The organism is Pseudomonas sp. GXZC (assembly GCF_026967615.1).
GTDB classification, from domain to species: domain Bacteria; phylum Pseudomonadota; class Gammaproteobacteria; order Pseudomonadales; family Pseudomonadaceae; genus Aquipseudomonas; species Aquipseudomonas azotoformans_A.
Map to the genome: position 1 here is coordinate 7,046,360 of NZ_CP114115.1, position 13,266 is coordinate 7,059,625.

General features: G+C 56.8%; 12 protein-coding genes. 3 read left to right on the top strand and 9 right to left on the bottom strand.

The features are described 5' to 3' along the window. Positions 1-65: 65 nt before the first annotated feature. The 4 genes from OZ428_RS33310 to mnmG are packed head-to-tail and all read right to left on the bottom strand — an operon-like array spanning position 66 to position 4,297. Positions 66-938: a ParB/RepB/Spo0J family partition protein gene (locus tag OZ428_RS33310; protein ID WP_016970690.1), complete on the bottom strand. Its 873-nt coding sequence runs from the start codon at positions 936-938 to the stop codon at positions 66-68. A 9-nt stretch (positions 939-947) separates the two neighbouring features. Next, positions 948-1,745, bottom strand: a complete 798-nt coding sequence (locus OZ428_RS33315; RefSeq protein WP_016978715.1) for a ParA family protein — start codon at positions 1,743-1,745, stop codon at positions 948-950. 18 nt (positions 1,746-1,763) lie between these two features. Further along, entirely contained in the window at positions 1,764-2,408 is a 645-nt protein-coding gene (rsmG, locus tag OZ428_RS33320) for a 16S rRNA (guanine(527)-N(7))-methyltransferase RsmG (protein WP_269132372.1), read from the bottom strand. Then, positions 2,405-4,297: a tRNA uridine-5-carboxymethylaminomethyl(34) synthesis enzyme MnmG gene (gene mnmG, locus OZ428_RS33325; protein ID WP_269132373.1), complete on the bottom strand. Its 1,893-nt coding sequence runs from the start codon at positions 4,295-4,297 to the stop codon at positions 2,405-2,407. Before mnmG ends, rsmG begins: the two co-directional genes overlap by 4 nt. A 564-nt stretch (positions 4,298-4,861) precedes the next feature. Between mnmG and OZ428_RS33330 the strand changes: the two genes are divergently transcribed. From OZ428_RS33330 to OZ428_RS33340, 3 genes are all read left to right on the top strand, one after another. Continuing rightward, on the top strand, positions 4,862-5,368 hold the full coding sequence (locus OZ428_RS33330) for a sigma-70 family RNA polymerase sigma factor (RefSeq protein WP_133078457.1): 507 nt from the start codon (positions 4,862-4,864) through the stop codon (positions 5,366-5,368). Then, the gene (locus OZ428_RS33335; protein ID WP_269132374.1) at positions 5,368-6,303 is read left to right on the top strand and encodes a FecR domain-containing protein; all 936 of its coding nucleotides are present in this window, start codon (positions 5,368-5,370) and stop codon (positions 6,301-6,303) included. Before OZ428_RS33330 ends, OZ428_RS33335 begins: the two co-directional genes overlap by 1 nt. A gap of 91 nt (positions 6,304-6,394) precedes the next feature. Next, a complete protein-coding gene (locus tag OZ428_RS33340; protein ID WP_269132375.1) occupies positions 6,395-8,833 on the top strand; it encodes a TonB-dependent siderophore receptor in 2,439 nt (812 codons plus the stop codon). A 19-nt stretch (positions 8,834-8,852) separates the two neighbouring features. Here the strand turns inward: OZ428_RS33340 and mnmE are convergent, their stop codons facing one another. The 5 genes from mnmE to rpmH form a co-directional block, all read right to left on the bottom strand. Beyond that, a complete protein-coding gene (gene mnmE, locus OZ428_RS33345) occupies positions 8,853-10,223 on the bottom strand; it encodes a tRNA uridine-5-carboxymethylaminomethyl(34) synthesis GTPase MnmE (protein ID WP_269132376.1) in 1,371 nt (456 codons plus the stop codon). Positions 10,224-10,302: 79 nt separating this feature from the next. Further along, a complete protein-coding gene (gene yidC / locus OZ428_RS33350) occupies positions 10,303-11,985 on the bottom strand; it encodes a membrane protein insertase YidC (protein WP_269132377.1) in 1,683 nt (560 codons plus the stop codon). A gap of 2 nt (positions 11,986-11,987) precedes the next feature. Beyond that, positions 11,988-12,233, bottom strand: coding sequence for a membrane protein insertion efficiency factor YidD (gene yidD / locus OZ428_RS33355; protein WP_010207715.1), 246 nt, complete (start codon positions 12,231-12,233; stop codon positions 11,988-11,990). Continuing rightward, positions 12,226-12,630: a ribonuclease P protein component gene (gene rnpA, locus OZ428_RS33360; protein ID WP_016978720.1), complete on the bottom strand. Its 405-nt coding sequence runs from the start codon at positions 12,628-12,630 to the stop codon at positions 12,226-12,228. The genes yidD and rnpA overlap by 8 nt, the downstream gene beginning before the upstream one ends. 16 nt (positions 12,631-12,646) lie before the next feature. Next, on the bottom strand, positions 12,647-12,781 hold the full coding sequence (gene rpmH, locus OZ428_RS33365; RefSeq protein ID WP_003213577.1) for a 50S ribosomal protein L34: 135 nt from the start codon (positions 12,779-12,781) through the stop codon (positions 12,647-12,649). Positions 12,782-13,266: the final 485 nt, after the last annotated feature.

A 13,266-nucleotide genomic window follows, 5' to 3' on the forward strand; every position in this document is an offset into this window, starting at 1 on the left:
GCGGTTCTGCCCCTATTCAACTGTCGGGTAGTGATTTCCGATCACACGCTACATAAGCAAATGTTTCAGCGGATGTGGGCAAGGACGCCCTGGAGCTCATCGAGCGAGTTATAACCGATGACCAATTGCCCTTTGCCTTTCTTGCCGTGGCGAATTTGCACCGCAGAGCCCAGGCGCTCGGCCAGGCGCTGCTCGAGACGGGCGATATCCGGATCAGGTTTGGCCGTTTCGACCGGTGCAGGTTTGCCGCTGAGCCACTGGCGAACCAGCGCCTCGGTCTGGCGAACGGTGAGCCCCCGTGCGACAACGTGTCGCGCCCCTTCAACCTGTTGATTTTCCGGCAAACCGAGCAAAGCACGGGCGTGCCCCATCTCCAGGTCGCCATGGGACAACATGGTCTTGATGACTTCCGGCAGCGCTATCAAACGCAGCAAGTTGGACACCGTCACGCGGGATTTACCCACCGCCTCGGCCACTTGTTGCTGGGTCAGCTGGAACTCCTGCTGCAAACGCTGCAGGGCGATCGCTTCTTCGATCGGGTTGAGGTCTTCGCGCTGGATGTTTTCGATCAACGCCATGGCGATGGCGGTTTCATCCGGTACGTCGCGCACCATCGCTGGGATGGTTTCCTTGCCGGCCTGCTGGCTGGCGCGCCAGCGGCGCTCACCGGCGATGATTTCAAAGCGGCCGCCGCCAATCGGGCGCACCACGATCGGCTGCATCACGCCCTGGGCCTTGATCGAATTGGCCAGTTCTTCCAGCGCCTGGGGGTCCATGTCCCGGCGTGGCTGGTATTTGCCGCGCTGGATCAAGTCCAGGGGCAGGTGTTGCAGCTCGCGCTCGTCGGCCTGCACCGCTTGTTCTTCAAGCGATGTGACGGTCGGACCACTCAACAGTGCATCCAGTCCACGTCCGAGACCTCGTTTCTTGACGGCCATGGGGATTCCTTAAGTTGGCTGGGCTGCAGCGGTGCGTGAGTTGCGGCGTTGGCGGCGAACCATCTCGCCGGCCAGGGCCAGGTAGGCAATGGCACCGCGCGAGGACTTGTCGTACGCCAGCGCGGGCATGCCGTAGCTTGGCGCTTCGGCCAGACGGATGTTGCGCGGGATCACGGTGTCGTAAAGCTGATCACCAAAGTGTTCCTTGAGCTGCGCCGACACATCGTTCATCAGGCTCAGGCGCGGATCGAACATGGTCCGCAGCAGGCCTTCGATCTGCAGGTTCGGGTTGAGTAACTCGGCGATGCGCTTGATGTTATCCACAAGGTCGCTCAACCCTTCCAGTGCGTAGTACTCGCACTGCATGGGGATAATCACCCCATCGGCGGCCACCAACGCGTTCAACGTCAGCATCGACAGCGACGGTGGGCAGTCGATCAAAATGTAATCGTAGTTCTCGCGGATCGGCGCCAAGGCGCTGCGCAGACGGCTTTCCTTCATCTGCATTTCCAGCAGCACCACTTCCGCCGCGGTCAAATCGCGGTTGGCCGGCAGCAGTTGATAACCACCGTGTTCGGAGTAGTGCATGGCCTGGGCCAGGTCACACTCGCCAATCAGCAAGTCGTAGACCGAGTTTTCCAGGCCGTGTTTATCCACACCGCTACCCATGGTGGCGTTGCCCTGTGGATCGAGATCGATCAACAGCACCCGGCGCTTGGTGGCGACCAGGGATGCTGCGAGGTTGATGCAGGTGGTGGTTTTGCCCACGCCACCTTTCTGGTTCGCTATCGCGAATACCTTAGCCATTCTTGCTTGTGTTCCCAATCATGCCGTGCGGCGCAGTATCAGCAGATGGCGTTGGCCTTGGCAACCGGGTACGGCCAAGGCGTGTTCGCTATCGAGGTGGAAGTCTGCTGGCAATGCTAACAGCTCATCGCTTGGATGGACGCCCTTCATTGCCAACCAGCGGGTATCGCGGTCGCCTAGGTGGCGGGTCCAGTTGCTGAAGTTCTCCATGCTGCTGAAGGCCCTGGAAACAATTCCGTTGAAAGGCTGTTCAGGCGTGAAAGCTTCGACGCGACTGTGGATAACGTGCAGGTTATCCAGCTTGAGTTCGAGTTTGACCTGGGTCAGGAAGCGGGTTTTCTTGCCGTTGCTGTCCAGGCAGGTCACTTGGGAGTCGGGAAACAAGATGGCCAACGGAATGCCAGGCATACCGCCGCCACTGCCCACGTCCAACCAGCGGCCGTTTTCGATGAAGGGCATGACGCTCAAGCTGTCGAGCAAGTGACGGGACACCATTTCGTCGGGATCACGCACCGCGGTCAGGTTGTAAGCCTTGTTCCATTTGATCAACAACGCCAAATACCCCAACAGCAACTCATGCTGGGTTTCGGTCAGGCCGACGCCCAACTGGCGCGCACCTGTGGATAACTCTTCTGCGTGTTGCGAGGTGACCAACGAACTCAAGCGCTTTGCTCCAACTGACGGCCCGCGCCGCGTTTTTTCAAATGAATCATCAACAGCGAAATGGCTGCCGGAGTGACGCCGGGGATACGTGAAGCCTGGCCCAATGTCTCGGGACGAGTTATCCCCAGCTTGCTTTGGATTTCTTTCGACAGCCCGGAAATCCCGGTGTAATCGATATCCGCAGGCAGCTTGGTGTCTTCACTGGCGCGCAGGCGAGCGATCTCGTCCTGTTGGCGGTCAATGTATCCGGCGTATTTGGTCTTGATTTCAACCTGCTCGGCGACCTGTGGATCTTCTGCGCCCTGGCCGGTCACTTCGACCAGACCAGCGTAGTCGATTTCCGGACGGGACAGCAGGTTGAGCAAGTTGTATTCGTGGGTCAGCGGCGTGCCGAATTTTTCAGCGATCGCGTCGCCTTGTTCGGTGCCAGGGCGAACCCAGGTGCTTTTCAGACGCTGTTCTTCCAACGCAATGCTTTCGCGTTTTTTGCAGAAGGCTTCCCAACGCGCGTCATCGACCAAGCCCAGCTCACGACCTTTTTCGGTCAGACGCAGGTCGGCGTTGTCTTCACGCAGGATCAAACGGTATTCCGCCCGGGAAGTGAACATCCGGTACGGTTCCTGGGTGCCCAGGGTGATCAGGTCATCGACCAGTACGCCGATATACGCTTCGTCGCGACGCGGGCACCAGCTGTCTTTGCCTTGCGCACGCAATGCTGCGTTGGTCCCGGCCAGCAAACCTTGGGCGCCGGCTTCTTCGTAACCGGTAGTGCCGTTGATTTGGCCGGCGAAGAACAGACCGCCAATCACTTTGGTTTCCAGGCTGTACTTCAAGTCGCGCGGGTCGAAGTAGTCGTATTCGATGGCGTAGCCCGGACGCACGATGTGTGCGTTTTCCATGCCACGGATCGATTGCACGATCTGGATTTGCACGTCGAACGGCAGGGAAGTGGAAATCCCGTTCGGGTACAGCTCATGGGTCGTCAAGCCTTCGGGCTCGATGAACACCTGGTGGCTTTCCTTATCGGCAAAGCGGTGGATCTTGTCTTCGATCGATGGGCAATAACGCGGGCCGATCCCTTCGATTACCCCGGAGTACATCGGCGAACGGTCGAGGTTCGCGGCAATGATTTCGTGGGTGCGGGCATTGGTATGGGTGATCCAGCAGCTCACCTGTTTCGGGTGCTGCTCTTTGGAGCCCATGAACGACATGACCGGAATCGGCGTGTCGCCGGCCTGTTCGGCCATCACCGAGAAATCCACAGAACGCCCGTCGATACGCGGCGGTGTCCCGGTTTTCAGGCGACCGACACGCAGCGGCAATTCACGCAGGCGTTTTGCCAGGGCAATCGACGGCGGATCACCGGCGCGACCACCGGAATAGTTCTGCATACCGATGTGGATAAGTCCGCCGAGGAACGTCCCGGTGGTCAACACCACGGATTCTGCGAAGAAACGCAGGCCCATTTGCGTGACAACACCGCGTACCTGGTCTTGTTCGACGATCAGGTCATCCGCTGCTTGTTGAAATATCCACAGGTTCGGCTGGTTTTCCAGGGTTTCGCGCACCGCCGCCTTGTACAGGATACGGTCGGCTTGAGCCCGGGTAGCCCGTACGGCGGGGCCTTTGCGGCTGTTGAGCACGCGAAATTGAATACCACCCTTATCGGTAGCCATGGCCATCACGCCGCCAAGGGCATCGATTTCCTTGACCAGATGGCTTTTGCCGATCCCACCAATGGCAGGGTTGCAACTCATCGCTCCGAGGGTTTCCACGTTATGCGTCAACAACAGGGTTTTTACGCCCATGCGTGCTGACGCCAGTGCTGCCTCGGTACCGGCATGACCGCCGCCGATGACGATCACTTCAAAACGGGAAGGGAAATCCACCACGCACCTCGTGCCTGCTTATGTAGGTAATCAGGAATTGTCTGTTGAAAGGGTTTTGGAGCAATGGCTGCAAGTATAGGGACTTAGCCCTTCCTAAAGAACCCTTTGCACAAAATTTAACCAGCTGTGGATGAATCACAGACAATAGAAATTAAAAGAGAGAAATTTATTAAATCTTTGTTTTTATGTTTATTTCTATGCAGCTACCTTTCTGTGGATAGATCTCTACAGGCCTTTAATTACTTTATGTACAGAGATTCAAAAGTCTGTGGTCATGTGCCAATGAGGGGCTTGGATAAGTGCTTTAAACCTGTGGATTAAACAGGTACTTATCCACAGGCGGGTTTTTACTCAGGTTTCAGGCCCTGTTATCAACTGGGCACAGAGGCGGTTATTCACAGGGCTTAACCCACAGAAATCGGTCACTTGGTGTGTATTTCGCCCACGGCCAAGCCCGCAGAATCGTCTGACTCAACGATGAGCACTGCAAAAAGAGAGCTATTGTGAGAAAACGGCAGGGTAGTTAATAATAGCGATTATCATTAACCTGCCTTGTCATGCCTTATGTCCCCTCCTTCGCACACGGCCGCAGTCCAGCACATTTATGAGCAACACCATTCCTGGTTGCATGGGTGGCTCAAAGGTAAGTTGCATAACGCCTGCGATGCGGCCGATGTAGCTCACGATACGTTTGTGCGTATCTTGGGCGGGCGTCATGCGGCGCAGATCCTTGAACCACGGGACTATTTGGCAACTATCGCGCGGGGCCTGGTGATTGATCGCTACCGTCGGCACGCCATTGAGCAGGCTTACAAGCAAACCTTGGCCGAACGGCCTGAAGCCACGGCTATCAGTGAAGAAGATAAAGCCATCATCATCGAAACCCTGGTGGCAGTGGATAAAGCCCTGTGCGGACTCGGCGAGCGAGCGCGGCGGATCTTCATGCTGTCGCAGATTGAGGGACTGACTTATCAACAGATCGCCGACCAATTGCAGGTGTCACTGACTACAGTGAAGAAGCACATGATCCGAGCATTGACCGAGTGTTCTCTGATCATGGCCAGCCTGTAATGGCGGCGCCTGATCGCAAGACCTTCGAAGCCGCCGCCAGTTGGTATGTGCAGTTTCAATCCCAGCCACCTACGGCTGCGGAACGCTTGGCCTGGCAACAGTGGCTCAACGGCGATCCCTCCCATCAGGTCGCATGGAACCAGATGGAACAGTTGCAGCGCAGCCTTGGAGCCCTGCCCCAAGACTTCACTCGACGCGCCTTGTCGGCGACTCAACAACGTCGCCAGGTATTGAAGTGGATGCTCGTATTGGGCAGTACAGGTTATCTGGGTTGGAATGTTCAGCAATACAGCAATGTAGGGGCCGACTACCGCACATCTGTAGGCGAACGCCGGCGTATCGAGTTAGCCGACGGCACGCGGATCGACCTCAATACCCGCACGGCGATTGACGTGGTCTTCGACGGGCGCCAGCGTTTGATCCGACTGCGCGAAGGTGAAGTACTTATCCACACGGGTAAGTCGGGCGGGCAGACCCCTTTTTATGTCGACACCCGCCAAGGCCGGATCCAGGCACTGGGGACCCGGTTTACCGTGCGCCAATTGCCAGAGACCACGCGTGTCGGGGTGCTGGAGGACTGGGTAAGTGTGTCGCCCGGCGATCAGCCCGATCACCTCCGACTGCTCGGTGCAGGTGAAAGCGCTGATTTTGATCGTCACAACGTGGGGCAGAATCACAACTATCGCAGGTCTCAGGCTGCGTGGGTCGATGGTCAGTTGATTGTGTTGGATGCTCGACTCGGGGAAGTGATCGACGAATTGTCCCGCTATCGACCAGGCATCCTGCAATGCGATATGGCCTCTGCTCGCCTGCGGGTTTCCGGGGCTTTCCGTCTGGACTCCACCGATGCAGTGCTGGCCAACCTGCAGGCGACCCTGCCGATTCAAGTCAGGTATTTCACGCGTTATTGGGCTTCAGTAACACGAAGCGGTTGAGCGAAAAAATTATCCACAAGGGGGTTATCTTTTTTTTGCCTGGATCGGCCCTACAGGTAATCACGATGCAACCTTCAGGGCTAACCCACCTATGCGCCTCCCCACCCAGTTTCGCCAGCGACTTTCCCTCCACGGTATGACCTGCAGCCTGCTATTGGGCACTGCTGCCACTGTCGCTGCCTTGCTCTCTACAGGCGTCATGGCCGCCAGCGCTGTGCAACACTACGCCATTGGCGCCGGTCCTCTCGACAACGCCTTAAGCCAATTTGCGGCCAGGGCTAACGTGATCCTGTCTTTTTCACCCCAGCAGACCGCGCGCTTGAACACGTCGGGGCTGGAAGGTAATTATTCGGTGGACCAAGGTTTTGCATTGTTGCTGCAAAACTCGGGGTTACAGGCGGTCGTCCAGGCCACCGGCAGCTATGTCTTGCAGGCTGTTCCTGCTGGCGAACTCACCCTTGCGCCGACCACTGTCAGTACTTATCAACAGGTTGGTTTCAATCAAGAGATTGCTGAGGACGTGGGCTACAAGGCACAAAACAGCCGGATCGGCACCAAGACCAGCACACCTCTCTCGGAAACGCCCCGTTCGGTGTCGGTCGTCACCGGCCAGCGCATCAAGGACCAGAAATCCCAGAGCCTGACTGAAGTCCTTGGCTACGTGCCAGGTATCTTCGCGCCCCCCTTCGCCGCCGGCGATAGTTTGGCGGGTGACCTGTTCTTCATTCGCGGTTTCAACGCAACGGATTACGGCTACGGCCTGCTGCGTGATGGCCTACGCGTTCAAGGTAATAGGTACGACACGACCAGCGAGCCTTATGGCCTGGAGCGGGTTGAAATCTTCCGAGGTCCTTCCTCCCTGCTCTACGGCGAAAATGCTCCTGGGGGCTTGGTGAACCTGGTCAGTAAACACCCTACGTCCACGCCACAGGGCGAGGTGCAGTTGGGCTATGGCTCGAACAACCGACGCCAAGTGGGTGTGGATATCTCGGGTCCGCTCAACGACAGCGACAATATTCTCGGTCGGGTGGTGATGCTCGGTCGCAAGTCCGACACACAGACCGATCATGTCCCGGACGATCGCCTCTACATCGCGCCATCCCTGACCTTGAACTTCGACGATTACAACAGCCTTACCTTGTTGGCCAATTACCAGAAGGATCACACCAACCTGGAACTCGGCCTGCCAGCCGCTGGCACCTTGCTTACAAACCCCAATGGCAAGTTGTCCAAACACACCATGCTCGGTGATCCGGACTGGAATACATTCGAGCGCGAAGCCTGGAGCACCGGCTATGAATTTAGCCACAGTTTTAACGACGATTGGCAATTCCGGCAGAACTCACGCTACATGCAGTCACGCATCAACCGTCATGAAACCTGGCCCGGTGCGCTGAACAACCGTGGCTTCGGCACTCAACTGAACATGACCGCCTACGATCGTTACAACAAGTCGATGGTCTACTCGCTGGATAATCAGCTGGAAGGAAAATTCCAGGTCGGTGGGCTGGAAAACACCGTGCTGTTCGGCGCCAGCTATGACCGCACCTCATTCAATCAGGATTGGGACGCGGGGTTTGCCGGCACCATCAATGTGTATAACCCGGTGTACCTGCGGGATCCGTTGACCCCGGTGGCGGTGCAGAACACATTGCTCGAACAGCAGATGAAAGGGGTATATGCACAGATCCAGAGCAAGTATGACCATTGGTTGTTTTTGCTCGGCGGTCGTCAGGACTGGGTCGACAGTGATTTCCGTGACAAGGTGAACAAAGCCAGCAACACGGGATCGCAAGACCGTAAGTTCACCTACCAGGGCGGGGTGATGTACCAGTTCGACAACGGCCTGACGCCGTATGTCAGCTATTCCACTGCGTTTGTCCCTGTGCAGCAGATCTCCAACGCAGGATCACCGCTGAAGCCAATCACCAGCAGCCAGTACGAACTGGGCGTGAAGTACGAGCCGATCGGCTGGGATACGGCGATGACTGTGTCGGTGTATGACTTGCGCAAGCAAGACGATACCTACCTCGACGCCACCACCAACAGTTACCGCCAGGTGGGCGAAAGCCGAGCCAAAGGTGCGGAAGTCGAGGTGAACAGCAACCTCACGCCCAACCTGAATGTGACGGCGGCTTATACCTACACAGATGCGCGAATTACCAAGGATTCAGCAACATCGCTGGTCGAGGGGCGTCAGATGACGGGGGTTCCGCGCAACCAGGCGTCGGTGTGGGGCAAGTATCGCTTCCTCGATGGCCAACTCAAGGGGTTGTCCCTGGGCGGCGGCGTGCGTTACTTCGACAGTACCTTTTCCTACACCGCACCCACGCTCTACGGAAAGTTGGACGCCGGCAGCGTCACCTTGGTGGATGCAGCCGTTGGCTATCAGATCGACAAACACTGGTCGGTGGACGTGAACGCCAAGAACCTGTTCGACAAGGAATATGTTTCTGGATGCAACGATGCGGGCCGCTGCTATTGGGGTGACAGCCGTACCTTGCTCGGTACGGTGTCTTACAACTGGTAGGGCGTTGTGGATAACTCGGTTATTTACCGATGCAGAAGCTGGAAAAAATCCGCCCCAGCAAATCATCGGAGCTGAATGCACCGGTGATCTCACCCAACAGCTGCTGTGCCTGACGTAAATCCTCAGCCAGCAGCTCCCCTGCGCCCGCCAAGGTCAGCTGTGCCCGGCCGTGCTCCAACGCTGCGCTCGCATGGCGCAACGCCTCCAGATGCCTGCGGCGTGCACTGAAGCTGCTTTCCGAGGTCTGCTCGTAGCCCATGCAGGCCTTGAGGTGCTCGCGTAGCAGCTCCAGGCCATCCCCTGCCGCTTTCGCGCTCAGGCTAATGGTGACATGGCCATCGGTGCTGGTTTCCATGGCAATGGCTTCACCAGTCAGGTCGGCCTTGTTACGGATCAAGGTAACTTTGGCCGGGTCCGGTCGTTGCTCAAGGAATTCCGGCCAGAGTGCAAAAGGGTCCACGGCCTCAGGCGCGGTGGCATCGACCACCAACAGCACCCGATCCGCTTCACTGATGGCTTTGAGCGCTCGTTCTACGCCAATCTTTTCCACCTGGTCATCGGTATCGCGCAAGCCAGCGGTGTCGACCACGTGCAGGGGCATACCGTCGATGTGGATATGTTCACGCAGGATATCCCGCGTCGTACCAGCGATCTCGGTAACAATCGCCGCTTCACGCCCCGCCAGGGCATTGAGCAGGCTGGATTTGCCGGCATTGGGCCGACCGGCAATCACCACGGTCATCCCATCGCGCAACAAAGCGCCCTGCCCCGCTTCGCGCAGTACTGTGGATAACTCACCGCGGACTTTATCCAGCATCGCCAAGACATGGCCATCGGCGAGAAAGTCGATTTCTTCCTCCGGGAAATCAATTGCCGCCTCAACGTAGATGCGCAGGCTGATCAACTGCTCGGTCAGGTTATGCACACGCAGGGAAAACGCGCCCTGCAGCGAGCGCAGTGCATTACGTGCCGCCTGTGCAGAACTGGCTTCGATCAAGTCAGCGATGGCTTCGGCCTGGGCCAGGTCGAGTTTGTCGTTCAGGAAGGCACGTTCACTGAACTCTCCTGGGCGAGCCAAGCGGCAGCCCAATTGCAGGCAGCGCTGCAGCAACATATCCAGCACAACCGGGCCGCCGTGCCCCTGCAATTCCAGGACATCTTCGCCGGTGAATGAGTTTGGCCCCGGGAAGTAAATCGCCAGCCCCTCATCCAACACACTTTTGTCGGCATCGAGGAATGGCCCGTAATGGGCATATCGCGGCTTCAACTCGCGGCCGCTGATAGCCTCGGCCGCCTTACCGGCGAGCGGTCCGGAGATACGAACGATACCGACACCGCCGCGACCCTGAGCGGTAGCGACAGCAGCGATGGTTTCACGAGGAGCGCTCATCAGCAGGTTCCAGAACTAAAGTGACGGAAAGCAAAACGCCCCACTAGGGGGCGTCTTGAGTGGTTATCCACAGAGTAAATTACGCAGAGGCTTTTGCGGTAGCCGCTTCGATCTTACGTGTGATGTACCACTGTTGAGAGATCGACAACACGTTGTTGACCACCCAGTACAGCACCAGACCAGCAGGGAACCACAGGAAGAAGAAGGTGAAGATGATTGGCATCATTTTCATTACCTTGGCCTGCATCGGATCCGGCGGAGTCGGGTTCAAACGCTGCTGGATGAACATGGTCGCGCCCATGATGATCGGCAGGATAAAGAACGGGTCTTTGATCGACAGGTCAGTTATCCACAGCATGAACGGTGCCTGGCGCATTTCCACGCTTTCCAGGAGTACCCAGTACAGCGACAGGAATACCGGCATCTGTACCAGAATAGGCAAGCAACCACCCAGCGGGTTGATCTTCTCTTTCTTGTACAGCTCCATCATGGCCTGCGACATTTTCTGCCGGTCATCGCCATGTTGTTCTTTCAGCGCCGCCAGTTTCGGTGCTACGGCACGCATGCGCGCCATCGACTTGTAGCTGGCTGCCGACAGAGGGAAGAAGATCCCCTTGATCAGCATGGTCAGGAAGATGATCGAGAAGCCCCAGTTACCCACAATGCTGTGGATATGTTGCAACAACCAGAAAATCGGCTGGGCGATGAACCACAGGAAGCCGTAATCCACAGTCAGTTCCAGACCTGGGGACAACTCTTTCAGCACAGCCTGGCTTTTTGGGCCGGCATACAAGGTAGCGCTGGTTTCAGTCTTGGCACCTGGTGCGACGGTCAACGCCGGGCCAGTGAAGCCAATGATGTAGTTGCCTTGGCTGTCCTTGCGGGTTTGAACCAGGTTCGCGTCACCTTTGCTCGGGATCCAGGCGGTCACAAAGTAGTGTTGCAGCCAAGCTACCCAGCCACCTTGGACGGTTTCTTTCAGCGAGCCCTTGTCGATATCTTTCATCGACACTTTTTTGTACGGCTCGCTACTTGTCCACAGGGCGGCGCCCAGGTAAGTCGCGGTGCCGGTGGCAGTGCTGGAAGAAGGATCGGAACTGGCGTCACGCTTGAGCTGAGCAAACAGGTTGCCGCTCCATGGTTTGTCGCTTTCGTTGTCGATCAGGTAAGTGACCTTCAAGTCGTACAGACCACGGGTAAAGCTGAAACGCTTGATGTAGTTGACGCCGTCGAGGCTGAATTTCAGGTCAACGTTCAACTGGTTCTGGCCATCAGCCAGTTGATAAGTCTTCTGTTCGGTCGAATAAACCGGACGACCGGTAGCACGTGCATCCGGACCGTTGGTGCCGGTCAGGCCACTTTGCGCCAGATAAGTACGTTCACCACCGTTATCGAACAGTTGGAACGGAACATCCGGATGGTCTTGGCGACGTGGATACAGCGGCAGTTTCAACTGCGCGATATCACCACCTTGTGGGTCGATAGCCAGGTCAAGCACATCCGTTTTGACGTGGATGAGATCTTTATTGGTGACCACTGGCGTTTCTAAAGGGGCGCTTGTCTCGCCATTCGCGCTGGGAACATCGGCACTCGCGGACGCATTGTTACCCAGCGGGGTGTCCGGAATAGCCGGCGCAGCCTGATTGGTAGCAACATTCTGAGTCGGCAGGGCAGCCTGGCCGTAGTCCTGGTTCCACTGAAGAACCATGACGTAGGACACGATTGCCAGGGCGACGATCAGGATCGTGCGTTTAATATCCATGATTACTCGGCCATCGAAGAAGAACGGGAGGTAGGGATAGGTGGAACCGGGTCATAACCACCGGGATTCCACGGATGACAGCGACCTAAACGACGAAAGGTCAGCCAGCCACCGCGCAGAAGACCATGATTTTCTATGGCCTCTAACGCGTAGCAGGAACAACTGGGGTAGAAACGACAGTGGCTGGCCATCAGAGGACTAATGGCATAGCGATAAAACTGGATCGGAACGAGGGCCAGTTTACGCATCGGTGCTGTCTACCCCTACAGTTTCGGTGTTGGCAACTGGGGCTGGCTTGTTGGTACGCGCCAGACGTTTCCAGAGCTTGCCGAAATGCTGAATCAATTCGGGGTTTTCTACATCACCCAAGCCTTTGCGCGCGACGATAACAATATCCCAACCAACCAGAGTGTCCTGGTGGAGGCGAAACGATTCGCGCATCAGACGCTTGAGGCGATTGCGCTCAACGGAGAGCTTTACGCTCTTCTTGCCGATCACCAACCCGAGACGGGGGTGATCAAGATCGTTGTTACGCGCAAGGAGCAGGAGATTTTTCCCCGGAACCTTGCCGGTGGGGGAGTCAAAGACTGCCTTGAAATGCCGGGGGGTTAGCAGACGCTTTTCCCGACTGAAGTCCTGACTCACCACCAGTACCGGATTATCAAACTGCCAGACGCGCACGACCTTTGGCGCGGCGACGCGACAGGACAGCACGGCCGTTCTTGGTGGCCATGCGAGCACGGAAGCCGTGGGTACGGGCGCGTTTGATGGTGCTTGGTTGGAAAGTACGTTTCATGGCGTTGTTACCTGGTTCGTCCACAACGGGCCGGAATGGCCCCCGTTTTAAGAGACCGGCGATTCTAGAGAAAGCAAGCCTCTAGGTCAATTTCCAACCAGCTTTTCCTTTAATTAGATCTCTGCCGCTCATTTACCGTTTTCTGTCCGCTCGGCTTTCTCAGGTCAGGGCATAGATATAAAAATAAAGAAGGAGGTTATTTAAAGCTTTTCTCTAAAGCTTATAAAAGCTAGGCAGCCAATCATCTGTGGATAACTGCCTTAAGGCCATATCCCACGTGACGTACAGAGAATGACAACACGGGGGAGAAACGGTGCTCTGCCTGTGCTGCGCTGTCGGATAAGCTGTGGGTGGAATGGGTTGTTATCCACAGGCCAGTTACCCACAGACTTTCGCCCCCACTTGTACAACGACCTCAAGGGCGCTTATCCACAGAGCTTATGCACAGACCATTGGTCGCATTTATTACCGTTAACACGTTGATT

What these genes read in the sequence shown, in the direction of transcription:
- OZ428_RS33310 (WP_016970690.1), bottom strand. Translation starts at nt 938, where the DNA reads ATGGCCGTCAAGAAACGAGGTCTCGGACGTGGACTGGATGCACTGTTG.
- OZ428_RS33315 (WP_016978715.1), bottom strand. Translation starts at nt 1,745, where the DNA reads ATGGCTAAGGTATTCGCGATAGCGAACCAGAAAGGTGGCGTGGGCAAA.
- OZ428_RS33330 (WP_133078457.1), top strand. Translation starts at nt 4,862, where the DNA reads ATGTCCCCTCCTTCGCACACGGCCGCAGTCCAGCACATTTATGAGCAA.
- OZ428_RS33335 (WP_269132374.1), top strand. Translation starts at nt 5,368, where the DNA reads ATGGCGGCGCCTGATCGCAAGACCTTCGAAGCCGCCGCCAGTTGGTAT.
- OZ428_RS33340 (WP_269132375.1), top strand. Translation starts at nt 6,395, where the DNA reads ATGCGCCTCCCCACCCAGTTTCGCCAGCGACTTTCCCTCCACGGTATG.
- mnmE (WP_269132376.1), bottom strand. Translation starts at nt 10,223, where the DNA reads ATGAGCGCTCCTCGTGAAACCATCGCTGCTGTCGCTACCGCTCAGGGT.
- yidC (WP_269132377.1), bottom strand. Translation starts at nt 11,985, where the DNA reads ATGGATATTAAACGCACGATCCTGATCGTCGCCCTGGCAATCGTGTCC.
- yidD (WP_010207715.1), bottom strand. Translation starts at nt 12,233, where the DNA reads ATGCGTAAACTGGCCCTCGTTCCGATCCAGTTTTATCGCTATGCCATT.
- rpmH (WP_003213577.1), bottom strand. Translation starts at nt 12,781, where the DNA reads ATGAAACGTACTTTCCAACCAAGCACCATCAAACGCGCCCGTACCCAC.